The organism is Streptomyces sp. HD (genome assembly GCF_028369295.1).
Lineage (GTDB): Bacteria > Actinomycetota > Actinomycetes > Streptomycetales > Streptomycetaceae > Streptomyces.
Map to the genome: position 1 here is coordinate 117,893 of NZ_JAQMYP010000020.1, position 23,956 is coordinate 141,848.

The following is a 23,956-nucleotide window of genomic DNA, read 5'->3' on the forward strand; positions in this document are numbered from 1 at the left end:
CGGGAGCGTTAGGGCATTTACGGCACTCGCACCCACTGTGCCTTCGACGGCGTCCCTTGATCGTCCGTCACAAACAGCATGTACCAACCCGACGGCACCAGATCCCGGTTCGTCGGCAAGGTCACCGTGATCTTGTCACCGGCCTTCTTGAAGTCCAGCTTCACCGACCGCTGGTCCACGTCCGTGACGTGCGTGGACGCGCTCGGCCGGATCAGCCGTACGTTCCGGACGGACGAGGCGTGCTGCGAGGTGAACGTGCCCGTCCCGCCGCGCTTGATGGTCTGCGGCCCGCCCGACAGCGACGGCTGCGCGTCCCGGTACAGATAGGGCGGCGTGTAGATCTCGATGCGCTGCTCGAACTTGCCCGGCTTGGTGTTGGCCTTGTCGGCGTACAGCGAGTCCGAGCCGAAGAACATCACCCGGCCGTCGGGCAGCAGGATCGACCCCGAGTGGTAGTTGCGGCCCACCAGCGGGTCGGCGACCCGGTCGAGCTCGTTCGCGCCGGGCCGGTAGAGGTGCGCCTGGAGGATGTTGGAGTCACCGCGACCCCGGTAGTCCTCGGAACCGCCCGACACCAGCACGGAGTCGTCCGGCAGCACCGAAGCCTGCGGATACCGCGTGCCCTTCTCCAGCGACGGCCCGTCCACGAACTTCGGGTCGTTCGCCTTGAGATCGATGAGCCGCGTCTTGTTGCTGGACTCCTCGGACTCGCCGACGCCACCGCCGCCGATCACCATGTACTTCTCGTCCTGCGCCGGCGGCAGCAGCACCGTGCCCGAGGTCTCCATGAGCTTGGAGTCGCTCAGCCCGGGCAGCTTGCTGAACTTGTTGGTGTCCACGTCCCAGATGCCCGGCTCACGGCCCACGTTGTCCGGGCCGTAGCCCGCGTTCGACCCCGAGTAGAAGATCTTGCCGTTCTCCAGCGGGAACAGCGCCGGGTACGTCGGGAACTGCCGGACCTTCGACAGGTACGTCCACTTCTTGGTCTTCGGGTCGTACACCTCGTTCTTGCCCGGTACGAGCTGACCGATGTCGTCGAGGCCGGAGACGCTGAGGATCTTGCCGTTGCCCAGCGTGGTGAGCGTCGGGTACCAGCGGGCCTCGTGCATCGGGTCGACCTTGATGTACTTCTCGGCGACCGGGTCGAACTCGTAGGCATCCCGGATGCCCTGGAAGTCCTTCTTGTCCAGGGCGATCTTCTGGGCGATGCCGTACGTGTTACGGGCGTCGGCGCCGGACAGCCCCTGAATGCGGTAGTTGTCCTGGGTGCCGGTCTGGTACTTGGCGCCCTTCTTCTGCGCCTCGACATAGATCCGGCCGAGACCGGGGTCGTTGCGCAGGAACTTGCCGGTCGCCTTGTCGAAGACCTTCTTCGCGCGCGGCACCAGCACCGGGTCCTTGGAGACGAACGTCTTGCCGTTCTCCTTGCCGGTGAACTTGGTGCCCGCGGGCAGCGTGATCGGCTCGTCCGGGTTCTCGTTGTGCACGATCATCAGGCCGCCGGCCTTGGTGACGTCACCCTTGAGCTTCTCGTAGCGCTTGGTACCGCCCGCGATCAGCAGGTTGCCGTTGGACAGCTGGGTGTGGCCGGTGCAGAACAGGTCGTTCGGCGTCGGCACCTTCTTGATCGTGCCCTTGACCGGGTCCCAGATCCGGGTGTCGTACTTCTTCGCGTCGAAGTTGTCCTGGTTGTTGCCCGAACCCGCGATCAGCAGCACCTTGCCGGTGTGCAACAGCGCCGCGTGGATGGTGTTCTGGCGGTACTCCTCTGGGAAGTCGACGATCTCCCAGTGGCCGTTCTCGGCTTTGTACTCCGGTTTGTTGATTTGGTACTGGTGGTATTTCTCGGTCCCGAAGCGATACAGCCACGGCCCGTTCATCCCGGCCAGCGCGAGTACCACCGCCGTACCTATCGCGAGTCGACGGGCGCGGCGGCGGCCTGCACGGTCGTTCATTCCTTACGTCCCCCAAGTCCACCAAGGGCGATCTGCATGGTCTGGTCGTTGCCGCTGTTGCCCGAAGCGGCCCAGCTCGGCTTCTGCTGCGGCGCGTGCGCCGCATGCGGGGCATGGGACGCGTGCTGCGTGGGCAGCGGTTGCGGCTCCGGCTGGTAGGACGCCGACTGGGCCGGCGTGGGCTGCGCCGGGACGGTCGCGGCGGGCTTCTTCTTCTCCTGACGCAGCATGTAGCGCCACGCGAAGATCGGCGTCGCGGTGATCAGCATGGCGAACGTCGCCCAGGTGATCATCGCGGGGTGCGAGTGCCCGTATACAAATCCGGCCGTGATCGAGGCGCCGAAGATGACGATGAAGTACCAGTGGTACCGGAAGGTCCCGAACCACCGGTCGGGGCTGGCCGAGTCGCCCTTCGGGGTCACCACGAACTTGCTCTTCTTGCGCAGCACCGAGTCGATCAGCGCCTTCGCGTACAGCGGCGCCGACAGCGCGGACATCACCATGCCGGCCACACCGCCGGAGCCCTCGGGCTCGTGCGGCGAGACGTTGTGGCGGCGGTTCCAGACGTACAGGCCGATCTGGAGCGCGGAGGCGTTGCCGTAGAGCATCAGCCAGATCGTCGGGTCGATGTTCACACCCGAGGCGCCCAGGCCCAGGAACAGCGCACAGCTCAGCGCCGCCAGGATCCAGTTGAGGGCGGACATCGGGTAGAAGATGATCATCATCGTGTAGTTGAAGAGCTTGCTCGGCGGCAGCGAGTACCAGCCCTTCCAGTACTGCTTGAGGATCGTCTCGTACGTCCCGCGCGACCAGCGCATCTGCTGCGTGAAGAAGTCCGTCCAGGCGCTCGGCCCCTCACCCACCGCGAGCACGTCCGGCGTGTACACGGACCGCCACTTCTTGCCCGTCGCCGGGTTCTTGTGGCGGTGGATCTCGAAACCGGTCGCCATGTCCTCGGTGATCGAGTCGTACAGGCCACCGATCTGCTTGAGCGCCTTGATGCGTACGGCGTTCGACGTACCCACGAACATCGGGGCGCCGTACTTGTTGCCGGCGCGCTGGATCAGGGCGTGGAAGAGGAACTGCTGCGATTCGGCGGCCTTGGTGACGAAGTTGTCGTAGTTGCCGTACACCTGCGGGCCGATGACGAAGCCGATGTTCGGGTCGCGGAAGAAGCCGAGCATCCGCTCCAGGTAGTTCGGCAGCGGCACGTGGTCGGTGTCGACCGAGGCGAAGAAGTCGTAGTCGTCGCCGTGCGCGTCCAGCCAGGCGTTGTAGTTGCCGTGCTTGGTCTTGGCGCGGTGCGGGCCCTTGGGCTGGTTCCACTTGGCGACGCCCTTGCGGGAGAAGTGGTGCACGCCGAGCCGGGCGCAGACCTCCTTGACCTCCGGGTCGTCGCCCTCGTCGAGCAGCCAGACGTGCAGCAGGCCCCGGTGGCGCAGCTTGACGGCCGCCTCCAGGGTCTTCGTCACCATCTCCAGCGGCTCCTTGCCGGGCACGAAGGAGGTGAGGAAGGCCACTCTCGTGCCGGTCTCCGGCACCACCGGGATCGGGTCGCGGGCGACCAGCGTGGCGTGCGCGTTGGACAGCACGTTCATGCAGCGGAAGAACTCGATCAGACCGATCGAGACCAGCATGACTATGTCGAGCGCCGGCAGGAAGTCATAGGCGGGATAGTCCCGTTCGGTCCAGTGCTCGGGCTGCAGCAGCCAGAACAGCAGGACGAGTGAGAGCACCGGAGCCGCCGCGAGCATCAGGGCGACCCTGATCCGGTGCGGCTCCTGCGAGATCAGCGAGCGGTACTCGACCCGGTACGGCTTGTTCGGATCGGGTTGTGTGAGGGGACCGGCCAGCCGGCTGTAGTGCTCGTAGTCGTACTTCGGCAGAGTCTTCTTGATCCGGCGGAAAGCTCCGGTCCGGGTCTGCGAAGGCACCCGTAGCTGGGTTGTCTGAGACGGGTCGAAGTTCTGCCGGGCGCCCGTCGGCGTCGACGTCATGAGTCATCCCCCCACACGCAGGTCACCGCGTGTCTGTCGGTTCCTTTACGACTGTGTCGATCCCCCTCGACCTCCACAGGCGTATCAGTGGTGGGCCGCAGTCACCACATCCTCCACACCTTAGACATGGAACTGCGACCTTCCGGTTGCATCATGCCCCCCTCGGCATGTGGTCATGAACGGGGCCCCCTACTCCCCGGCAAAAACCGGCAACCGGCTCCTTGCCCCCCAACTGCCGCGTATGCGCAGCATCTTGAAAAACCAATCACCAGGTTCTACGTCGTCGCACATGATCGCAAGATGCGAAACGAGGTGTTTACCGGTCATACGCGCTCATTGTGGCACCTGTGGGGGTGCTGTGTGCCCGTTGTGGACACGCGGGCGCGGATGTTGCCGAAGTGCTCGCTTATGGCCTCCTCTGCCCGTATCGCGTCGCCCGACCGCACCGCGTCCACGATCTCCCGGTGCTGCCGACAGGTGACCAGGGGATCCTGTGGCGCCCCGCCGAGATCGGTGTGGACGCGGTGGAAGGCGTCCCAGAACGCCTCCATGACCTCGCCCAGCAACGCGTTGTCCAGCCCCCGGTAGAGGGTGGCGTGAAACGCCCGGTCGGTCTCGGCGATACCGTCGCCGCCCCGCGCCGCCTGCTCTTCCATACGGTCGACGAGCGCGTCCAGTTCAACGAGATCGGCATCCGGAATCCGCCCCGCGAGCCGCGACACCAGCCCGCTCTCCACGGCCTCCCGCAGTTGCAGCAGCTGGAGCAGGGTGTCCTCGCCGCGGTAGTGCCCGGCGACCGTGCGGAAGGCGAGCCCCTCGATCATCGGCGCCAACGACATGGCGCCGACATACGTCCCGAACCCGTGCCGGATCTCCACGATGCCCATCGCCTGCAGCCCCTTGAGCGCCTCGCGCACGGAGTTCCGGCTGGCACCGAGGTGCGCCATCAGCTCGGGCTCCGTCGGCAGCGGGGCCCCGGAGGGCAGCCGGCGGTCGATGATGAGCTTCTTGATCCGCTCCTGAAGGTCACGCGCTGCCATGGCGAGAGAGTATCCGGCCAAACACGAGAACAGCCCCTCGCTTGCACGAGGGACTGCGCAGCCAGGAACTCGCCCCCGCCCCCAACGCGAAAGGCCCCCCGCTTCCGCGAGGGGTCTTCACCGTCTGTGCGCCGCCAGGGACTCGAACCCCGGACCCGCTGATGCTGCATTTCCCGGGGGGTAACCCCCGGCCCCCCAGCCGCCTCTGCAGGGCCCGCGAGAGCTCGCTTCAATGCGAAAGACCCCCCGCTTCCGCGAGGGGCCTTCACTGTCTGTGCGCCGCCAGGGACTCGAACCCCGGACCCGCTGATGCTGCATTTCCCGGGGGTAACCCCCGGACCCCCAGCCGCCTCTGCAGGGCCCGCGAGAGCTCGCCTCAATGCGAAAGACCCCCCGCTTCCGCGAGGGGTCTTCACCGTCTGTGCGCCGCCAGGGACTCGAACCCCGGACCCGCTGATTAAGAGTCAGCTGCTCTAACCAACTGAGCTAGCGGCGCCTGCTGACGTCGTAACTCTACATGACCTTCCGGGGTGCCCCGACCACCCTCCGGGCGTGGGTGGGGGGTGGCCGGTGGGTCGTAAACCATTCGGACCGTCAACATGCGAGTCCGGAAGACAGTTGTGAAACTGACGGTGTGTACAGCCGCGGACATTTCCATCTGGAGTGTGAGGGGAATCGCATGGAGACTCGGACTCCGGTATTCGAGGAATTCGATCCGGAGAGTGACTGCGACTGCCCCGGATGCGTTCACTGGAGACGGGTCCTGCCGCATTCCACGACCGGCCGCCACCCGGCCGCGAACCGGGCACTGATCGTCGCCGCAGCCGCCTCCGCCACCCTCGCCGTCGGTCAGCCGGCCCCCGCCTTCGCCGCCCCTCACGCCCACAACCGACCCGACGTTCCCGCAGGTGACGAGCCCGCGTCCCCCCAGGGCGGCCAGGCCCCGCTGCATGGCCCGGGCGGGCAGCCGGCCCAGCCGGGCTCGGTGAAGACGCCGAAGACCACACGCGCGGACATCATCAAGCGGGCCAGGAAATGGGTCGCGGCGAAGGTGCCGTACAACATGTCCCGGTACTGGTCGGACGGATACCGGCAGGACTGTTCCGGCTTCGTCTCGATGGCCTGGAAATTGCCCCGGAACGAATGGACCGGCAGCCTCGGCCAGTACGCCGTACGCATCAACCGGGAGGATCTCCAGCCCGGCGACATTCTGCTGTTCCACAATCTGGCGGACCCCCAGCAAGGTTCGCACGTCGTCATTTTCGGCGGCTGGACGGACCACACGCACAGTCACTACGTCGCCTACGAGGCGACCCGCCCGCACACCCGCCGCAAGGTCACCCCGTACGCCTACTGGACCCACTCCGACCGCTATGTCGCCTACCGCTACAAGGGACTGTCGAGCGGCACGACGGACACGGAACCGGACACCGGCCAGCAGCCGATCACCGCAGACCCGCCTAAACCGCACAAGCCGCAGCACGCGACGCCGTACCCGGGGCGGGCGTACTTCGGACCCGGCGCCAACAACAAGCACGTCACCCAGCTGGGCCGCATGCTCGTCGAACGCGGTGCCGGCGCCCACTACTCCGACGGCCCCGGCCCGCGCTGGACGGACGCGGACCGCAGGGCCACCCGGGCCTTCCAGCTGGCGCAGGGCTGGCGGGGCCGGGAGGCGGACGGGCTGCCGGGGCCGCACACCTGGGAGCTGCTGGTGACGGGCAAGGGCAAGGACGTGCAGGTCGCGACGGCCGGGTCGCGTCCGCCCGGGAAGCCGGCGTCGCACGGGGTGCCGGGGTATCCGGGGCGGGCGATGTTCCGGCCGGGCGCCAGCAACGAGTACGTCACCCAGCTCGGCGAGCAGCTGGTGAAGAAGGGGTTCGGCAAGCTCTACAAGACCGGGCCCGGACCGAGCTGGGGGGACGCGGACCGGCGCGCCGTCGAGGCCTTCCAGCGCAAACAGGGCTGGCGGGGCGGCGCGGCGGACGGCTATCCGGGGCCGGAGACCTGGCGGCGGCTCTTCTCGTGACCCCGCACCCCTGCATCCCCGACAACCACTGCTGTGACGCGTCTGGCGCGGAGGCTGGAGGCACGCATGACCACGACCACTTCTCACTCGTCCGACTCGGAGGGAGTCCCGGACGGAGGGACGGCTACGGCTCGCCCCGGACGGCTGATCCAGAACGAGGTGACCACCGAGATCCCCGTCCACCTCCTCTTCCGCGACGAACCCCCCACGGTGTCCGTGCCGATCCGGCCCACGGTCGTGGCGCGCCGTCAGGGCACGGGCGAGCAGCCGCGCGTGCGCCGGCCGGTGCAGCCGGAGCAGCGTCCCGTGCCGGAGATGGACCCCGACCTGGCGGAGCGCCCGGCGCGGGTGCTGCCCGGGGCGGCCGGTGTGCTGGCCGGGGCCTGCGGGGCGGTCGGGTGCCTGGCCACCTCGTGGTGGTCGGGGGCGCTGCCGCCGCTCGCGGTGGAGGCGCTGCGGCTGCCGGCGTCCGCGGGCGCGGGCCTGGGGCCGGTGCAGTGGGCGGCGTACACGGGGGCCGGGGCGCTGGGGCTCTTCGGGCTCGGCGGGCTGGCGCGGGGGCGGACCGGGCGGGCCTGGGTGCTCGGGCTGTTCGGCCGCTACCGGGGGACGGTCCGGCGCACCGGACTGCTGTGGGTCAACCCGCTGCTGCTGCGCCGTCGCGTGGACGTACGGCTGCGGCACTGGCGCAGCGAGCCGATGCCGGCGGCCGACGGCACCGGGGTCGAGCTGCGGGTGGTCGTCCTGGTGGTGTGGCGGGTGAAGGACACCGCGCGGGCGATGCTCGGGGTGGAGGACCACGAGACGTATCTGCGCGAGTGCGTCGAGTCGGCGCTGGCCCGGGTTCCGGTGGAGATGCCGAGTGCCTCGCGGGGGGCCGTCGAGGCGGCCTCGGACGCGCTGACCCGGTTGGTGGTGCGGGACGCGGGGGCGGTCGGCCTTGAGGTGTTCTCGGTACGGCCGGTGCGCATGGAGTACGCCCCGGAGGTCGCCGCCGCCATGCACCGCCGCCGTATCGCCGCGCTGGACGCGCAGCACCGGGCGGCCGTGCTCACCTCGGTCGTGGACTCGGTGGAGGACACGGTGACCCGGCTGACCGTGCGGGGCCTGGTCGAGCTCGATGACTACGAACGCAAGGCACTGGTCAAGGACTTGACGGTGGCGTTCTGCATGGGGCGGGGTGAGCCGGGAGTCTGACGGCCCCTCGAACATGTTCCTTGATTGGTATGGACATGTTCAATGGTCAGCAATAATCTGGGACTTGGTCTAGACCTGCAAGCTCGCCGAACTTCCCCCACGTTCCCAGGAGCAGCAGCATGCGCAGAAAGACCAAGTGGTACGCCGCCGCGCTCGGACTCACCACGGCCGGGGCCTTCGTGCTCTCCGCCGGCGGCGCCAGCAGCCACGGCTACACCGACCTCCCCATCAGCAGGCAGAAGCTCTGCCAGAACGGCACCGTCACCAACTGCGGCTCCATCCAGTGGGAGCCGCAGAGCGTCGAGGGCCCCAAGGGCTTCCCCGGCTCCGGGCCCGCCGACGGGCAGATATGCAACGCCGGACTGGGGCAGTTCGCCCAGCTCAGCGCTCCGAAGACGCCGTCGGGAGCGGACTGGCCCACCACCAGGGTGTCGGGCGGTCAGAGCTACACCTTCCGCTGGCAGTTCACGGCGATGCACGCCACGACCGACTTCAAGTACTACGTCACCAAGCCGGGCTGGAACCAGAACCACAACCTGACCCGCTCCGACCTCAACCTCACCCCGTTCTTCACCGTGCCCTACAACGGGCAGCGCCCGCCGCAGACCCTGTCCCACGCGGGCACCCTGCCGTCCGGGCTGAGTGGTCACCACGTGATCCTCGCGGTGTGGACGATCGCGGACACCGGCAACGCGTTCTACGCCTGCTCGGACGTCACGTTCTGAGGTTCTCTTGAGTAAATGCCCAGGTCGGCGTGGGTAGGTTCCTCCCACGCCGGCCGAACGGGGGCCGCGCACGGCCCTCGGGGGACCTCATGGAAGTCTTTTTCTACCTCGTGCCCGCGATCATGATCGCGATCGCCTCCTGCGTCGCGGTCGCGGTGATCCGCCGCTCCCTGCGGGTCAGCCGCGCCTGGAACAGCGGTCTGACCGCCGAGGCGCGCTGCCTGCGGACGTACACCACGACCAGTGGTGGCAGCGGGGACAGCTCGGTGCACACGACCCTGCACCACGTCTACGAGTTCATCACGCGGGACGGCCGCAGTGTCCGGTTCGAGGAGGCGGGCGGGCCCGGGACGATCGTCGAGGGCGACATCGTCACCGTGCACTATGTGGCGGACGACCCGCAGCAGGCCACGGCCAATCCTCCGGCGCCCGGAAGGCTCGCGGCGGGCACGGGGTGCATTCTGGCGTTCCTCGGTGTGTTCATCCTCGGGGCCATCGCCTTCATGCTCATGGCGCACTCGATCTTCTCCATCGAGGAGGGGTTCTTCGGCGGGGACGGCTTCTTCGGCGGGGACGATGTCCCCGGCGAGGGCGACTTCCCCACGGAGGGCGATTTCCCCACCGGGGACGATGTCTTCATGGAGCCGTGACGCTCCACATCTGACGTCTCGTCAATTACCGTGCGCCCCCATGGAGTCCACCACGGAACGCACGGTCGCGGAGTTCGTCGCGGCGCGGTGGGGTGACCACCGGCCTGGGCTGTGGTTCGAGGGGCAGACGCTCACGCACCACCAGACGGCGGCCGGGGCCGCGGTCCGGGCGGCGCTGCTCGCCGACCTGCTGCCGCCCGGCGCCGAGCCGCACATCGGCGTGCTTCTGGACAACACCCCGGAGTACCCGATGTGGTTGAGCGCGGCCGCCCTCGCGGGAGCAGCCGTCGCCGGCATCAACCCCACCCGCAGGGGCCGCGAACTCGCCCGCGACATCCTGCACACCGAGTGCCACCTGCTGATCACCGAGCCGACCCGGCTGCCCCTGCTGAAGGGCCTCGACCTCCCCGGCGTACGCCTCCTGGTGACCGGCACCGAGGAATACGACGACCTGCTCGCGCTCTACGCCGACGCCCGGCCGGACGCCTCCCGGGCCACCCCCGCCGACCGCCTCCTGCTCTACTTCACGTCGGGCTCGACCGCCGCCCCCAAGGCCGCGCTCTGCTCCCAGGGCCGCCTGGCCGCCGCCGGCCGCTCCCTGGCGGACCAGTTCGGGCTCGGGCCGGACGGGGTGCACTACGTCTGCATGCCGATGTTCCACGGCAACGCGGTGATCGCCGACTGGGCGCCGGCGCTGGCGAGCGGCGCGGGGGTGGCGCTCAGGCGGCGGTTCTCGGCGTCGGGGTTCCTGACGGACGTACGCCGGTACGGGGTGACGTATTTCACCTACGTGGGCCGGGCGATCCAGTACGTCCTGGCCACCGAGCCGCGTGCGGACGACCGGGACCACTCGCTGCGGCTGGGCTTCGGGACCGAGGCCGGGGCGCGGGACGCGGTGGCCTTCGAGCGGCGGTTCGGGGTGCGGCTGGTCGAGGGGTACGGGTCGTCCGAGGGCGGGGCCGCCGTGCAGTGGTCGCCGGGGACGCCGCCGGGAGCCGTGGGGCGGGCGGGACCCGGGCTCGTCGTACTGGATCAGGGGACGCGCGAGGAGTGCCCGCCCGCCGTCTTCGACCCGGCCGGGCGGCTGCTCAACGGTGACGAGGCCATCGGGGAGCTGGTGAACCGGGCGCCGAACCCCTTCGAGGGGTACTGGCGCAATCCCGAGGCGGAGGCCGAGCGGCGGCGGGACGGCTGGTACTGGACCGGCGATCTCTTCTACCGGGACTGCGACGGCTATCTCTACTTCGCAGGCCGCACGGACGACCGGATCCGGGTCGACGGCGAGAACCTGGCCGCCGCGCTGATCGAGAACATCCTCGCGCGCTACGAGGGGGCGGTCGCCGTCGCCGTGTACGCCGTGCCGGATCCGGTGACCGGGGACCAGGTGATGGCGACGATCGCCGGGACCTTCGACCCGGTGGCCTTCGCGGACTTCCTGGCCGCCCAGCCCGATCTCGGGACCAAGATGGCGCCCCGGTTCGTGCGGGTGGTGGAGCGGATGCCGGTCACCGCCACGAACAAGATCCACCGGGCGCGGCTTCGGAAGGACGGCGTGCGGTGCGCCGACCCGGTGTGGTGGCTGCCGCCCGGACAGCGGACGTACCGGAGGCTGGAAGACGCGGAAGGGCCTCTCGCTCCCACGAGAGGCCCTTCACCGGTGCGCCGCCAGGGACTCGAACCCCGGACCCGCTGATGCTGCATTTTCCGGGGGGCAACCCCCGGACCCCCGGCCGTTCCTGCTGGACTCGTGTACGCGGAAGGGCCCCTCGCTCCCACGAGAGGCCCTTCACAGGTGCGCCGCCAGGGACTCGAACCCCGGACCCGCTGATTAAGAGTCAGCTGCTCTAACCAACTGAGCTAGCGGCGCATGACTCCGCCGACCGCGTTCACTGTGCTCTCGCGGCTGGCGACGAAGAAAATACTACCTGGTCCGCGGGGGTGCTTCGGACCACGCCGGACCGGGGGTCGGACTGGGCCTGGAGGGCCGGCTAGATCGCGAGCGACAGCAGTACCGGGGCCGCGTTGCGGTTCAGGGTCGCCGCCGCCTGCTTCAGTCGGTGGGCGTGTTCGACCGGGAGGGACAGGGCCAGGCAGCCCACCGAGGATCCGGCCGTGATCGGGACCGCCGCGCAGACCGTGCCCACCGCGTACTCCTGGAGATCGAGGTGGGGGACGGTCGGCGGCTGGGCCTCCAGGCGGGAGAGGAGGACCTTGTCGCTGGTGATCGTGCGGGACGTGAGACGGGCCATCCGGTGGCGGGAGAGGTGGTCGCGCCGGCCGTTGTGGTCGAGCTGGCCGAGCAGGCTCTTGCCGATCGCGGTGGCGTGGGCGGAGTAGCGGAAGTCGACCCACTCGTTGACCACGGGGGTGGCCGGGCCGGCGGCGTACTGGTCGATCCTGATCTCGCCGTCGACGTACCGGCTGATGTAGACAGCGGCGCCGACCGAGTCGCGCAGCCGGTCCAGGGTGCGCTGGAGGTTCTCGCGCAGGGCCTGGTCGCGGCCCTGCGCGGAACCCAGACGGGTCAGTGCGTCGCCGGTGACGTACGCGCCGTCGGCGACCTGCTCGACGTAGCCCTCGCGGCGCAGCATCAGCAGGAGGCCGGTCAGGCGCTCCGGGTCGATGCCGGTGTGCCGGGCGAGGTCGGCGTCGGTGATTCCGGTGTTGTGCCGAACCACCGTCTCCAGGACGCGCAGGGCGTCCTGGGCCGAGTGGTACGGCGTCGTCGGCTCGTGCTGCAGCGCCACGGTTCCCCCTGCGGTCGCACGTTGCTTCTCGTCAACTCGTCGACTGGGCCGGGTGTCGAGTCAGCCAATCCCCTTCACGATAACGGGCAAGAGGCCTGTAGTGAGCGGTTGTTGACGAGATTGCGATGCCCCCAACTGCGGGGATAGCACTCCGGCATATGCCAGAGTCACCGTCGGTGTTCGTCGGCGCAGCCGGAACGGTGGGCTCGTTGAAATTCTTCAACGAGCCCGCGACCTGCGACTATTGGGACTTCGGGAGGTGTCAACAAGGGCAATGCCCTTTTCGGGCATTGCCCCCGCTCGTTCACAACACGGCGCTGAGGAACTGCCGGGTGCGCTCGTGGTCCGGCTCGGAGAAGATCTTCTCCGGCGAACCGGACTCGATCACCCGGCCCGCGTCGAACATGAGGACATCGTCGGAGATGTCCCGGGCGAAGTTCATCTCGTGGGTGACGCAGAGCATCGTGATGTCCGTGGTGTGCGCGATGTCGCGCAGCACGTCCAGTACGCCGGCCACCAGTTCGGGGTCGAGCGCGGAGGTGACCTCGTCGAGCAGCAGCACCTGCGGGCGCATGGCGAGGGCGCGGGCGATCGCGACGCGCTGCTGCTGGCCGCCGGACAGCTGGGTCGGGTACTTGTCCACGTGCTCGGTCAGACCGACCAGTTCGAGCAGTCCGCGAGCCCGTTCCTCGGCCTCGTCCTTGGACAGGCCGAGCACATGCACCGGGGCCTCGGTGATGTTCCGCATCACCTTCATGTTGGGAAAGAGGTTGAATTGCTGGAACACCATTCCGATGTTCTTGCGCACCTCCCGGACATGCTTTTCACCGGCCGGCACGAGCTTGCCGTTCTTCTCCTCGTGCGTGAGGTAGTCGCCGGCCACCTTGATGGTGCCCTCGTCCGGATTCGTCAGGGTCATCAGAAGTCTGAGGATCGTGGTCTTGCCCGATCCGGAGGGACCGATCAGCGTGACGTGCTTGCCGGACGACACGGTGAAGTCCAGGGAATCCAGGACGGTATTGGTGCCGAATCGCTTCGTCACCTTGTCGAAGCGGATCAGCTCGCTGCCGTCCACCGCGGGATTGACGGTTTCTTTCGAGAGGCTGCTGTCAGCGGACAAGGCGACGCTCCAGGACTCGCAGGAGGACAGAGGTGGGGTACGAGATCACGATGAAGAGAATGCCGACGACCGTGATCGGCTCCATGTAGTCGAATGTCGTCGCACCGATGCTGTTCGCTTCGAAAAGCATGTCGCCCACCGTGATGGCGGAAAGCATCGGAGTGTCCTTGAACATCGCGATCACGTAGTTGCCGAGGGCCGGAACCACCCGGCGGAAGGCCTGCGGCAGGATCACCGCGACCCAGGTGCGCCCGCGCGGCAGACTCAGCGCGGTGGCCGCCTCCCACTGGCCCTTCGGCACCGCGTCGATACCGGCGCGGTAGACCTCGGCCGTGTACGTCGAGTAGTGCAGCCCGAGGCCGATGACACCGGTCGTCAGCGCCCCGAAACTCAGGCCCCAGCTCGGCAGCACGAAGAACAGGAAGAACAGCTGCACCAGCAGCGGCGTGTTGCGGACGAACTCGACGACGGCGCTGACCGGCCAGGTCACCCAGCGGCTCGGTGAACGCAGCGCGATCGCCCACACCAGACCGAGGGCGAAGGCCACCAGGGAGCCGAGCAGGGTCGCCTGGACGGTGATCCACAGCCCGTCGAGAAGCTGCGGCATGATCTCGCGGACGTAGTCCCAGGACCAGTCGTTCATCAGGCACCACCTCCGGTGGCGGAGGGCTGGGGCACGCCCTTCGAGACGGGCAGCCCGCGGCTGAACCAGCCGCTCGCCTGGGGCGCCTGGCCGACCGAGGCCTTGGCACGGCGCTCCAGCAACCGCATGATCCGGGTCACGACGAACGCGATCACGAAGTACATCACCAGGATGATCCCGTAGACCTGGGCGCTCTCACCGGTGGAGAGCCGGGCGAGCTTGGCCTCGAAGGTGAGCTCGCCGATGGACAGCAGCGAGGCCAGCGCGGTGCCCTTGAGCAGCTCGATCAGCAGGTTGTTGAACGGCGGCATCATCTCCGGCACCGCCTGCGGCAGGATCACCTTCCGCATGCGCTGCCAGGGCGTGAAGTTCAGCGCGACGGCCGCCTCACGCTGGGCCGGGGACACCGACTGCACCGCACCGCGCACCACCTCGGAGCCGTAGGCACCGTACGACAGGCCGAGCGCCAGGGTGCCCGCCCAGAGGCCGGCGAGCTGCCAGCCGAGCAGGGGCAGCGCGAAGAACAGCCAGAACATCAGCACCAGTGCCGAGGTGCCGCGGAAGATCTCCACATAGGCACCGGACAGGAAGCGGACGATCCACAGGCGTGAGGTGCGTGCCAGGCCGATGCCGAAGGCGACGGCGGCCGCGAGCACGGCGCTGTAGACCATCAGCTGGACGGTGATCCACGCACCCTTGAACAGGAGTTCCCACAACGGTCCGGTCATTTGTTGCAGAGCTCCTCTGCGGTCAGATCCGTCATGAACTCCTCGGTGAAGCCGAACGGCTTGGCGATGCGCAGGAGTTCACCGCTCTGCTTCATCTTGTGCAGTTCGCGGTTGAAGGCGTCCCGGACCTTGGTCTCGCCCAGCCGGAAGCCGTAACCGCCGCCGTCGCGCTGCGGCTTGCCGTCGACCTCCGGGGTGAACGGGTCGGTCATCCCGACCTTGGGGTGGGCGCCGGTCTTCAGGGCCTCGATCATGGTGAGGGCCGTACCGGCGAAACAGTCGATGCGACCGGCCTCCAGGGCCTCCATGCCGGCGATCTGGTCGCCGTACGTCTGGATCTTGCCCTCCTTGACGCCGTTGCCGACGGCGTAGTCGTACTCGGCGTAGCCGACGCCGGTCCCCATGCGCAGGCCCTTGTCGGCGACGTCCTTGTACGACTTGAGCTGGTCCGGGTTGCCCTTCGGGACCAGGAAGCCGTCCTTCGACTCGTAGTCCGGGTCGGAGAAGAGCACCGCCTCGCAGCGGTCCTTGTTGATGAACATCCCGGCGACGATCACATCGAACTGGAAGGACAGCAGTCCGGGGACCAGCGCGCCGAACTCGACCGGCACCGGTTCGAAGTCCTTGACGCCGAGGCGCTGGAAGATCGTCCGGGCCACGGCCGGGGCCTCGCCGGTGAGCTCGCCCTGCTTGTTGATGGAGGCGTAGGGGGGCTCGCTGGCTATGCCCATGCGCACGGTGCCCTTGCTGCGCAGGTCGTCCAGCAGCTGTCCGCCGCTCTTCGCGCCGGTGACGTCGACCCGTGCGCAGCCGGTCGTCGCACCCAGTGCCCCCGCCGCGCCCACCGCTGCCGCTCCGGTGAGCAGCGAGCGGCGGCGGAGGCCTCTTCGGATTCCGTTGCTTGCTGAGAAGTTCCCCTGTCGTGGAGCCATGGCCGCGCGCCTACCCAGACCGACCGGGCCTATGCCGGTCGTTTGCGGCCACAAACCGAGCGTGCCCGAAGCCCTGATGAGGGCGTCCGGCACGGCGTCGTCGGGGTGCGGGGACGTGGTTACCGCGCAGGTCCGAGCCGTACAGGCAGCTCTTGTCGCCTCCGTGGTTGTCGACCGTCACCTTCGCACCGCCCTTTTTGGGGTGGATCTTGGTGAGTACGCAGTTGGCCGGGCCGCTGTCGCACATCTTCGCCACCGTCGCGGCCCTGAACGGGGTGCGCCGATGTTTCACGCGAGGTCACGCGTGGCCTCCTGCTGTGCGGGCACCAAGAGTCTCGTGGGCCCCGCACCGCGCTGCCATTGACTCTTGGGGAGGTGACCGAACGGGCAATGGCCCAGGGAGGCGCCACACCGGGACGAAGCACGTGCACTGGAGGGCACATGGCCGACCGCCATATCGAAGTTTCGCTGGCCAAGCGTGGAATCACCGCAACCGCAAAGCTGCTGGACGACCGCGCCCCGATCACCTGCGCGGCCGTATGGGACGCCCTCCCGCTGAGCGGCGACGTCTACCACGCGAAATACGCCCGCAACGAGATCTACGCCCTGTTCCCGCCGTTCGCGCCGGCGGAGCCACCGCTGGAGAACCCGACGGTCACCCCGATCCCGGGTGACCTCTGCTACTTCTCCTTCGCCGGCGCCGAGCTGGGCACCAAGGCATACGGCTACGACCGTGAGGTCCGCCCCGGCACCACGGTCGTCGACCTGGCCCTGTTCTACGAGCGCAACAACCTGCTCCTGAACGGCGATGTCGGCTGGGTCCCCGGCATCGTCTGGGGCCAGGTGATCGAGGGCCTCGACGCGTTGGCCGAGGCCTGCAACGACCTGTGGCGCACGGGAGCGGCGGGGGAGACGCTCAGCTTCCGAAGGGCCTGAGCCCGGCGACGCCGGCCTCGTACAGCGCGTGCGCCGCCCGCAGCACCAGGTCGTCCCGGTGCCGGGCGGCCACGAGCTGGAGACCGATCGGCAGCCCGTCCCCGTCCGCGCCGACCGGGACCGACGCGGCCGGCTGCTGGGTCATGTTGAACGGGTAGGTGAACGGCGTCCAGCCGGTCCACCTGCGGTGCCCCGAGCCCTTGGGGACCTCGGCGCCCGCCTCGAACGCCGTGATCGGCAGGGTCGGGGTGACCAGCAGGTCGTAGCCGTCGTGGAAGCGGCCCATCCGGCGGCCCAGCTCCATCCGGACGTCCACCGCGGCCAGATAGTCGAGCGCGGACAGCCGGGCACCGGCGCCGCAGATCTCCCTGAGGCCCGGGTCGAGCAACTCCCGCTGATACGGGCCCAGATGCTGGGTCACCCGGGCCGCCCCGGAGAACCACAGGGTGTGGAAGGCGTCCACCGGGTCGGTGAAGTCGGGGTCGGCCTCCTCGACGTACGCCCCCAGCCCCGCCAGCCGCTCCACCGCCCGCCGCACCGCCGCCGCGACCGCCGGACGCACCGCCACCTGGCCGCCGAGAGACGGCGAGTAGGCGACCCGCAGCCCTCGCACGCCGCCCTCCAAGGCGGAGGTGAAGGAGCCCGGCGACGGCGGCAGCGCCGACCAGTCGCGGGAGTCGGGCGCGCCGATGACGTCCAGGAGCAGGGCCGCGTCGGCCGCGTCGCGGGTCATCGGGCCGACATGTGCCAGGGTGCCGAAGGCGCTCGCCGGGTACAGGGGGACACGGCCGTACGTCGGCTTCAGGGCGAAGATGCCGCAGAAGGCCGCCGGGATACGGACACTGCCGCCGCCGTCGGTGCCCAGGGCGAGCGGTCCCGCACCGAGGGCCACGGCCGCCGCCGCGCCGCCGCTGGAGCCGCCCGCGGTGCGGGTTGGGTCGTACGGGTTGCGGGTGACGCCGGACAGGGGCGAGTCGGTGACGCCCTTCCAGCCGAACTCGGGGGTCGTCGTCTTGCCGAGGAAGACGGCGCCGGCCGCGCGCAGCCGGGCCACGGAGGGGGCGTCCTCGGCCCAGCTCCCCTTCTCGGCAATGGCCTTCGAGCCCTTGAGCGTCGGCGCCCCGCGCATCAGCAGGATGTCCTTCACGGTGACCGGTACGCCGTCGAGCAGACCGGCCGGAGCGCCGCGCCGCCAGCGCTCGGCCGAGTCGGCGGCCTGTGCGAGGGCCGCGTCGGCCGTGAGCCGTACGAAGGCGTTGACCTCCGGCTGGATGCGCTCGGCCCGCTCCAGGGCCGCGCGGGTGGCGTCGACGGGGCTGAACTCTCCTGCCCGGTAGCCGTCGAGGAGTTGTACGGCGGTCAGTTCGGTGAGATCCGTCATGCGAAGCCCTCCAGCCGTAGACGTCAGCGTCCGGGTACGTACCCGCGCTGCTTGTCGACCACGTTCAGCAGCGGTCTGCCCGCCTCCCACCGCTCGTACAACTCCACGAACTGAAGTCCGAGTTCATCGCGCCAGCCGATGGTGTCCCCGCTCATGTGCGGCGACACGATCAGACCCGGCAGCCCCCACAGCGGGCTGTCGGGACCGAGGGGCTCGTCCTCGAAGACATCGAGCGCGGCCCCCGCGATCCACCGCTTGGTGAGGGCCTCGGCCAGCGCCTCCTCCACCACGAGCTGCCCGCGCCCGACGTTGATGAACCGGGCCGAGGGCTGCATGACGCCGAAGCGGCGGGTGTCGAACATGCCGTGCGTCTGCTCGGTGAGCGGCGCCGCCGCGATCACCCAGTCGGCGCGGGCCATCAGCCGGTCGAGGTCGTCGGGGCCGTGGATGCCGGTGCGCGGGACCCGGCCGACCAGCGCGGTGGTGACGTCGAGGGCCTTCAGCGAGCGGGCGATCGTACGGCCGATGGGCCCGGACCCGACCACGCACGCGCGCGTGCCCGCGACCCGCTGCCCCTCCCGGTGCCGCCACTCCCGGGCGCGCTGGAAGTCCAGGGTGCGCGGCAGGTCCTTCGCCATCGCCAGCACCAGCGCGGCGACGTACTCGGCGATCGGCTGGTCGAAGATCCCGCGCGCGTTGGTGACCACCGTGTCCGACGCGGTCAGCTCCGGGCACATCAGGTGATCCACACCCGCGCTCGCCGTGTGCACCCAGCGCGGACGGGGGCCCTCGCCGGGCCAGGCGCGGCGTACGGCGTGCGAGGTGAAGTCCCAGACCAGCAGGACATCGGCGGACGGCAGCCGCTCGGCCAGCGTCGACTCGTCGGCGTGCTCGATGCGGGCCCGGCCGGTGAGGCGGCCGAGGCGGGGGAGGGGCTCGGCGTCGAGGACGAGGAGCGTCGGCGGCGGGCCGGAAGCGGGGGACGGACCGGGGGCGGGTGAGGTCATACGGGGTCGCTTCTCCGGAGTGTGAGGGGGCGCTTTGCCAGCGCTTGCGGGGATATGCGGGCGCCGTTTCTCAGAGTTTTACTTGAAGGAAACGGTCGTCTGACATGCGAGGTTTGACCACGCTCGCACCCGAACCTACCTTCGTCAACACGGTCGTAAATACGGTCCGTTGCTCACCTGTTTCTCGTAGTGAGGGCGGTGCCCGCCATGGACGCCTTGGACATCTCCTTCCTCGGTGGCCCCCGCCCGCAGCGCGGTGTCGGAGTCGTCGCCCCGTTCGACTTCGCGCTGGACCGAGAGCTGTGGCGCTGGGTTCCGGACGAGGTCTCGCTGCACCTGACGCGGACGCCGTTCGTCCCCGTCGAGGTCAGCCTCGATCTGGCCCGTCTGGTCAGCGAACACGAGACGCTCGGCGACGGCGTCCGCACCCTGACCGCGATCACCCCCGAGGTCGTCGCCTACGCCTGCACCTCCGGCAGTTTCGTCGGCGGCATCGCGGGCGAACGGGCGATGTGCGAGGCGATGACACGGGCGGGCGCGGTGCCGTCGGTCACCACCTCGGGCGCGCTCCTTGAGGCGCTGGCCGAGCTCGGCGTCCGCCGGGTGGCGCTGGTGACGCCGTACACCGTGTCGGTGACGCGGGCGCTGGAGGACTACGTGGCCGAGGCAGGGGTCATGGTCACCGGCTGTGCCTTCATGGGCCTGACGCGGCACATCTGGAGGGTGCCGTACCGCGATGTGGCCGACATGGCGCGCAGGGCCGTGCGCCGTGCCGCCGACGCCCTGTTCATCAGCTGCACCAACCTGCCCACCTACGACGTGATCCCCCAACTGGAGGCAGAGCTGCGCATCCCCGTGCTCTCGGCCAACCAGGTCACGATGTGGGCGGCACTGCGTCGGCTGGGTACCCGAGCGGTGGGGCCGTATCAGGCGCTGATCGATCCGGCGGCTCGGATCGATCCGTCCACGCGTGGCGGTCCCGTGCTTCCGGACGTACCGGATGTACCCGAGCAGGAACAGCAGTAGCAGGCAGTAGGCGCAGCGAGGAGCAGGAAGGCCGACATGACCGCACTCGGATTTCTCTACCCGGGCCACTCCGCAGAGGACGACTATCCACGCATCGAACAACTGCTCGCCAGCGACATCAGGGTCGACGTGGTGCACACCGACATCGGTGAGGACGCACACCGCGTGGACGCGCTGCGCCGGATGGGCTCGGCCGAGCGCCTCGCGGCCGGAGTGGAGGCGCTGCGGCTGACCGGCGCCGAGGCGGTGGTGTGGGCGTGCACGTCCGGCAGCTTCGTCTACGGCTGGGAGGGCGCCCATGAGCAGGTGCGCAGCCTCGCCGTCACGGCGGGCATGCCGGCGTCGTCGACGTCCTTCGCCTTCGTGCACGCGGTACAGGAGCTCGGGGTGCGGCGGGTGTCGATCGGGGCGACCTACCCGGACGACGTGGCGGACCTCTTCGCGCAGTTCCTTCGGGCGGCGGGCGTGGAGGTGGTGGCGGTCCGCGGTTCCGGGATCATCACGGCGGCCGAGGTCGGGACCTGGGGCGACAAGGAGCTCTTCGCCCTGGCGAGGGAGGCGGACCACCCGGACGCGGAGGCCATCCTCCTGCCCGACACGGCCCTCCACACCGCCTCCCACCTCCCGGCCCTGGAGCAACACGTCTCCAAACCGGTCCTCACCGCCAACCAGGTCACGGTCTGGGAGGCCCTGAGGCTCACGGACCGCCGCGTGAATGCGCCGGAACTGGGGGCGCTGTTCACGAAGGAGCCGATCGTGCAGGTGTAGCGGCGCCGGGTGTCGGTGACGTCGGCGGTGGCGGTTGCGGCGGCCGGGAATAAAGCGGAGACCCCCTCCTGTTAATGCCGGGCAGGACAGTGCACGGCATCACCACAGGAGGCACCCACCGTGGCGGCAGACGACACCCAGACAGACGGGATCCGGGGCACGGCGCACGGCACCGCCCCCACTCCCCTCTCCGTACTGGACCTGGTCACGGTCAGCGCGGGCCACACCGCCACCGACGCCCTGCGCACCAGCGTCGAACTCTCCCGCCTCGCGGAGTCCCGCGGCTTCCACCGCTACTGGGTCGCCGAACACCACTCCATGCCCGGCGTGGCCTCCTCGTCCCCGGCGGTGATCCTCGCCCACCTCGCCGCCCACACGAACCGCATCCGCCTCGGCTCCGGCGGCGTCATGCTCCCCAACCACGCCCCACTGATCATCGCGGAGCAGTTCGGCACCCTGGAGGCCATGGCCCCCGGCCGCATCGACCTCGGTCTCGGCCGCGCCCCCGGCACGGACGGCGCCACCGCCGCCGCGCTGCGCCGCACCGACCACCTGAACGAGGGCGCCGACGACTTCCCCGAGCAACTCGCCGAGCTCACCCGTTTCCTCGACGACGACTTCCCGGACGGCCACCCCTACGCCCGTATCCACGCCGTCCCCGGCCCCGTCCAGGCGACGTCACCCGGCGGTGTCCAGTCCCCGCACCGCCCGCCGATCTGGCTCCTCGGCTCCTCCGGCTTCAGCGCCCGCCTCGCCGCGGTGCTCGGCCTGCCCTTCGCCTTCGCGCACCACTTCTCGGCACGGAACACCGTCCCGGCCCTGGACCTCTACCGGGAGTCCTTCCGGCCGTCCGCCGTCCTCGCCGAGCCGTACGCCCTCATCGGCGTCTCCGCCCTCGCCACCGACGACGAGAAGGAGGCCCGCCGCCAGGTCAGGGCCGCCGCCCTCAGCATGATCCGCCTGCGCACCGGCCGCCCCGGCCTCATCCCCACCCCTGAAGAGGCCGAGGCCCACGAATTCACCCCGCTGGAGCGCGAGTTCGCCGACTCCTGGAACGCCAACGTCGTCCACGGCACCCCCGACGAGGTCCGCGCCGGGCTCGACGACCTCCAGAAGCGCACCGGCGCCGACGAGCTGATGATCACGAGCAACGCCCCCGGCCTGGACGTACGCCTGCGCTCCTACGAACTCATAGCGGACGCCTACGGATTGCCGACCGCCTCCTGACCGGCGGCGCTCGTCAGACCCGCACGCCCAGCAACTCGGAGATACGATCCGGCGACACCGGCCGCGAGTACAGCCACCCCTGGCCGGTGTCACACCCGATGCTGCGCAGCCGCGACGCCTGCGCGAGCGTCTCCACGCACTCCGCGGTGACCGTCAGGCCCAGCCGGTGGGCGAGCTGGATCATCGCCTCGACCACCACCTCGTCGGCCGGGTTCGGCGGTACGGCCGCGCTGTTGTCGCTCTCGTACTGGAAGCCCCGCACGAAGGAACCGTCCAGCTTCAGCACCGAGACGGGCAGCCGGCTGAGGTAGGCCAGGTTCGAGTACCCCGTGCCGAAGTCGTCGATCGCGATGCGTACGCCCATGTCGCTGAGCGCCTGGAGGGCCTGCAGCGGTCTGCCCGCCGAGCCCATCACCGCGGACTCGGTGAGCTCCAACTGGAGCAGATGCGGGGCGAGTTCCGTCTCGTCGAGGATGCGGGCGACGTCCGCGACCAGGTCCGAGTCCCAGACCTGACGTACCGCCACGTTCACGCTGACGAAGATCGGCGGCTCGTCGGGGTGCGCCACCTGCCAGGCGCGGGCCTGGCGGCAGGCCGTCGCGAGGATCCAGCGGCCGAGCGGAACGATCGAACCGTCCTCCTCGGCCAGTCCGATGAACCGATTCGGCGCCAGTACGCCGAACTGAGGATGTTTCCAGCGGACAAGCGCCTCGACACCGCGCAGCAGGCCGTCCTCCATGCACACCAACGGCTGGTACTCCAGGGCGAACTCACCGCGCTCGATGGCGGGGCGGAGCGTGGCGGCGAGCGCCTGGCGGGTGATGAGGTGGGCGTTGCGCTCGGGGTCGAAGAGCGTCCAGCGGTCCTTGCCGTCGGCCTTTGCCCAGTACAGCGTCGTATCGGCGGCCTGCATCAGGGCGGTCGGAGTGGTGCCGCTCGCCTGGCGTTCCACCACGCCGATCGACGCCGACACCGAAAGGCGCCGGCCGGACAGGTCGAAGGGGGCCCGCAGCGCTTCGAGCACCGACTCGGCGAGGTCGGCCAGTTGCTCGGTGCCCGTCGAGTCCTCCACGAGCAGGGCGAACTCGTCACCGCCGAGCCGTGCCACCAGGGGCGGGCTCGACCGGGCGAAGCCGGCTTCCTCGGCGCAGTGCGTGAGCCGTTCGGCCACGGCGGCCAGCAGACCGTCGCCGACCCGGTGGCCCAGGGTGTCGTTGATCGCCTTGAATCCGTCAAGGTCCAGATAACAAAGGCCGATTCGGCCCGTCGTGCCGCTCTCCTCGTACGACTCCGCCTCCAGCGCCGTCGACAGACGCTCGAAGAACAGGGTGCGGTTGGGCAGCCGGGTCACCGGGTCGTGCATCTGCAAGTGCCGCAGCCGGGCCTGGAGTTCACGGTGGGCGCTGATGTCCGCGACGGAGAGCAGGACGCCGCCCCGCCCTTCGCCGGGCAGGGGCGCGACCGTGACCCGGGCCCACAGAGAGTGCCCGTCCGGGTGTTTGAGGCGGCGTGTGCAGCGCAGTCTGGCCTCGCGGCCGCGCAGCACCTCCAGATACGTGTGCCAGGTGCGGGCGTCGGAGGCGAGGTCCACCAGATCGGCGGCGACGGATCCGGCCAACTCCCCGGGTGGCGTGCCGAGCAGGTCGGCGAGCGCGGCGTTGGCGCCGGTGACCAGGCCCTCTCGGTCGACCACGGCCATCGCCAGGGGCGCGGCACAGAAGGCGGACGAGTAGGGCGGAGGCCCGGTACCGGGGGCTGGCTCCACGTTACTCTCTGTGACGGCCGGCCCGATGAGGTCTGCCGCGGGCGTCGGCCCTTCGGACGTTCCGCTCACCGCTCGCTCCCGCA

General features: G+C 69.6%; 20 protein-coding genes and 2 tRNA genes. 9 read left to right on the forward strand and 13 right to left on the reverse strand.

The features are described from left to right. Positions 1-17: 17 nt before the first annotated feature. From POF73_RS20780 to POF73_RS20795, 4 genes are all read right to left on the reverse strand, one after another. Positions 18-1,955: a kelch motif-containing protein gene (locus POF73_RS20780; RefSeq protein ID WP_272117539.1), complete on the reverse strand. Its 1,938-nt coding sequence runs from the start codon at positions 1,953-1,955 to the stop codon at positions 18-20. Then, on the reverse strand, positions 1,952-3,952 hold the full coding sequence (locus tag POF73_RS20785; RefSeq protein WP_272117541.1) for a glycosyltransferase family 2 protein: 2,001 nt from the start codon (positions 3,950-3,952) through the stop codon (positions 1,952-1,954). The genes POF73_RS20780 and POF73_RS20785 overlap by 4 nt, the downstream gene beginning before the upstream one ends. 323 nt (positions 3,953-4,275) lie before the next feature. Further along, entirely contained in the window at positions 4,276-4,992 is a 717-nt protein-coding gene (locus POF73_RS20790) for a FadR/GntR family transcriptional regulator (RefSeq protein ID WP_272117543.1), read from the reverse strand. Between the two features lie 422 nt (positions 4,993-5,414). Continuing rightward, positions 5,415-5,488: transfer RNA gene (locus POF73_RS20795), tRNA-Lys, on the reverse strand. Positions 5,489-5,671: 183 nt separating this feature from the next. Here POF73_RS20795 and POF73_RS20800 point away from each other — a divergent pair. The 5 genes from POF73_RS20800 to POF73_RS20820 all read left to right on the forward strand — a co-directional run bounded on the left by POF73_RS20800 (position 5,672) and on the right by POF73_RS20820 (position 11,286). Continuing rightward, positions 5,672-7,021, forward strand: a complete 1,350-nt coding sequence (locus POF73_RS20800) for a peptidoglycan-binding protein (RefSeq protein WP_272117545.1) — start codon at positions 5,672-5,674, stop codon at positions 7,019-7,021. A gap of 66 nt (positions 7,022-7,087) precedes the next feature. Further along, complete coding sequence (locus POF73_RS20805) at positions 7,088-8,218, forward strand: SPFH domain-containing protein (RefSeq protein ID WP_272117547.1); 1,131 nt, start codon at positions 7,088-7,090, stop codon at positions 8,216-8,218. 119 nt (positions 8,219-8,337) lie between these two features. Then, entirely contained in the window at positions 8,338-8,943 is a 606-nt protein-coding gene (locus POF73_RS20810; protein WP_272117548.1) for a lytic polysaccharide monooxygenase auxiliary activity family 9 protein, read from the forward strand. Positions 8,944-9,032: 89 nt separating this feature from the next. Continuing rightward, positions 9,033-9,593 carry a DUF3592 domain-containing protein gene (locus POF73_RS20815; protein WP_272117550.1) on the forward strand — a complete coding sequence of 187 codons (561 nt, stop codon included), beginning with the start codon at positions 9,033-9,035 and terminating at the stop codon, positions 9,591-9,593. 40 nt (positions 9,594-9,633) lie between these two features. Beyond that, positions 9,634-11,286, forward strand: a complete 1,653-nt coding sequence (locus POF73_RS20820) for a long-chain-fatty-acid--CoA ligase (protein WP_272117552.1) — start codon at positions 9,634-9,636, stop codon at positions 11,284-11,286. Positions 11,287-11,386: 100 nt separating this feature from the next. On the opposite strand, the gene POF73_RS20825 is transcribed toward POF73_RS20820, so the two are convergent. From POF73_RS20825 to ehuB, 6 genes are all read right to left on the reverse strand, one after another. After that, positions 11,387-11,460 (reverse strand) — tRNA-Lys (locus POF73_RS20825). Positions 11,461-11,581: 121 nt separating this feature from the next. Further along, the gene (locus tag POF73_RS20830; protein WP_272117555.1) at positions 11,582-12,340 is read right to left on the reverse strand and encodes an IclR family transcriptional regulator; all 759 of its coding nucleotides are present in this window, start codon (positions 12,338-12,340) and stop codon (positions 11,582-11,584) included. 304 nt (positions 12,341-12,644) lie between these two features. Further along, on the reverse strand, positions 12,645-13,415 hold the full coding sequence (ehuA, locus tag POF73_RS20835) for an ectoine/hydroxyectoine ABC transporter ATP-binding protein EhuA (RefSeq protein WP_443049576.1): 771 nt from the start codon (positions 13,413-13,415) through the stop codon (positions 12,645-12,647). Between the two features lie 34 nt (positions 13,416-13,449). Continuing rightward, complete coding sequence (ehuD, locus tag POF73_RS20840) at positions 13,450-14,103, reverse strand: ectoine/hydroxyectoine ABC transporter permease subunit EhuD (RefSeq protein WP_272117558.1); 654 nt, start codon at positions 14,101-14,103, stop codon at positions 13,450-13,452. Further along, the gene (gene ehuC / locus POF73_RS20845) at positions 14,103-14,831 is read right to left on the reverse strand and encodes an ectoine/hydroxyectoine ABC transporter permease subunit EhuC (protein ID WP_272117560.1); all 729 of its coding nucleotides are present in this window, start codon (positions 14,829-14,831) and stop codon (positions 14,103-14,105) included. The genes ehuD and ehuC overlap by 1 nt, the downstream gene beginning before the upstream one ends. Then, entirely contained in the window at positions 14,828-15,763 is a 936-nt protein-coding gene (ehuB, locus tag POF73_RS20850) for an ectoine/hydroxyectoine ABC transporter substrate-binding protein EhuB (RefSeq protein ID WP_272117563.1), read from the reverse strand. The genes ehuC and ehuB overlap by 4 nt, the downstream gene beginning before the upstream one ends. 441 nt (positions 15,764-16,204) lie before the next feature. Between ehuB and POF73_RS20855 the strand changes: the two genes are divergently transcribed. Then, positions 16,205-16,699 carry a DUF3830 family protein gene (locus POF73_RS20855; protein WP_272117565.1) on the forward strand — a complete coding sequence of 165 codons (495 nt, stop codon included), beginning with the start codon at positions 16,205-16,207 and terminating at the stop codon, positions 16,697-16,699. Here the strand turns inward: POF73_RS20855 and POF73_RS20860 are convergent. After that, the gene (locus POF73_RS20860) at positions 16,680-18,080 is read right to left on the reverse strand and encodes an amidase (RefSeq protein WP_272117567.1); all 1,401 of its coding nucleotides are present in this window, start codon (positions 18,078-18,080) and stop codon (positions 16,680-16,682) included. The two genes, POF73_RS20855 and POF73_RS20860, sit on opposite strands and share 20 nt — an antisense overlap. A 23-nt stretch (positions 18,081-18,103) precedes the next feature. Beyond that, positions 18,104-19,087, reverse strand: a complete 984-nt coding sequence (locus POF73_RS20865) for a D-2-hydroxyacid dehydrogenase (protein WP_272117569.1) — start codon at positions 19,085-19,087, stop codon at positions 18,104-18,106. Between the two features lie 216 nt (positions 19,088-19,303). Here POF73_RS20865 and POF73_RS20870 point away from each other — a divergent pair, with 216 nt between their 5' ends. The 3 genes from POF73_RS20870 to POF73_RS20880 all read left to right on the forward strand — a co-directional run bounded on the left by POF73_RS20870 (position 19,304) and on the right by POF73_RS20880 (position 22,108). After that, positions 19,304-20,113 (forward strand): maleate cis-trans isomerase family protein, encoded by an 810-nt coding sequence (locus POF73_RS20870; RefSeq protein ID WP_272117617.1) that lies wholly within the window; start codon positions 19,304-19,306, stop codon positions 20,111-20,113. A gap of 36 nt (positions 20,114-20,149) precedes the next feature. Further along, positions 20,150-20,881 carry a maleate cis-trans isomerase family protein gene (locus POF73_RS20875; RefSeq protein ID WP_272117571.1) on the forward strand — a complete coding sequence of 244 codons (732 nt, stop codon included), beginning with the start codon at positions 20,150-20,152 and terminating at the stop codon, positions 20,879-20,881. Between the two features lie 120 nt (positions 20,882-21,001). Beyond that, entirely contained in the window at positions 21,002-22,108 is a 1,107-nt protein-coding gene (locus tag POF73_RS20880) for an LLM class flavin-dependent oxidoreductase (protein WP_272117573.1), read from the forward strand. Positions 22,109-22,121: 13 nt separating this feature from the next. Here POF73_RS20880 and POF73_RS20885 read toward each other — a convergent pair whose 3' ends face one another. Next, positions 22,122-23,942: a putative bifunctional diguanylate cyclase/phosphodiesterase gene (locus POF73_RS20885; protein WP_272117575.1), complete on the reverse strand. Its 1,821-nt coding sequence runs from the start codon at positions 23,940-23,942 to the stop codon at positions 22,122-22,124. Positions 23,943-23,956: the final 14 nt, after the last annotated feature.

Excerpts from the sequence above, each read along its gene's own strand:
- POF73_RS20780 (WP_272117539.1), bottom strand. The coding sequence starts at position 1,955 with ATGAACGACCGTGCAGGCCGCCGCCGCGCCCGTCGACTCGCGATAGGT.
- POF73_RS20785 (WP_272117541.1), bottom strand. The coding sequence starts at position 3,952 with ATGACGTCGACGCCGACGGGCGCCCGGCAGAACTTCGACCCGTCTCAG.
- POF73_RS20790 (WP_272117543.1), bottom strand. The coding sequence starts at position 4,992 with ATGGCAGCGCGTGACCTTCAGGAGCGGATCAAGAAGCTCATCATCGAC.
- POF73_RS20800 (WP_272117545.1), top strand. The coding sequence starts at position 5,672 with ATGGAGACTCGGACTCCGGTATTCGAGGAATTCGATCCGGAGAGTGAC.
- POF73_RS20805 (WP_272117547.1), top strand. The coding sequence starts at position 7,088 with ATGACCACGACCACTTCTCACTCGTCCGACTCGGAGGGAGTCCCGGAC.
- POF73_RS20810 (WP_272117548.1), top strand. The coding sequence starts at position 8,338 with ATGCGCAGAAAGACCAAGTGGTACGCCGCCGCGCTCGGACTCACCACG.
- POF73_RS20815 (WP_272117550.1), top strand. The coding sequence starts at position 9,033 with ATGGAAGTCTTTTTCTACCTCGTGCCCGCGATCATGATCGCGATCGCC.
- POF73_RS20820 (WP_272117552.1), top strand. The coding sequence starts at position 9,634 with ATGGAGTCCACCACGGAACGCACGGTCGCGGAGTTCGTCGCGGCGCGG.
- ehuD (WP_272117558.1), bottom strand. The coding sequence starts at position 14,103 with ATGAACGACTGGTCCTGGGACTACGTCCGCGAGATCATGCCGCAGCTT.
- ehuC (WP_272117560.1), bottom strand. The coding sequence starts at position 14,831 with ATGACCGGACCGTTGTGGGAACTCCTGTTCAAGGGTGCGTGGATCACC.
- ehuB (WP_272117563.1), bottom strand. The coding sequence starts at position 15,763 with ATGGCTCCACGACAGGGGAACTTCTCAGCAAGCAACGGAATCCGAAGA.
- POF73_RS20855 (WP_272117565.1), top strand. The coding sequence starts at position 16,205 with ATGGCCGACCGCCATATCGAAGTTTCGCTGGCCAAGCGTGGAATCACC.
- POF73_RS20860 (WP_272117567.1), bottom strand. The coding sequence starts at position 18,080 with ATGACGGATCTCACCGAACTGACCGCCGTACAACTCCTCGACGGCTAC.
- POF73_RS20865 (WP_272117569.1), bottom strand. The coding sequence starts at position 19,087 with ATGACCTCACCCGCCCCCGGTCCGTCCCCCGCTTCCGGCCCGCCGCCG.
- POF73_RS20875 (WP_272117571.1), top strand. The coding sequence starts at position 20,150 with ATGACCGCACTCGGATTTCTCTACCCGGGCCACTCCGCAGAGGACGAC.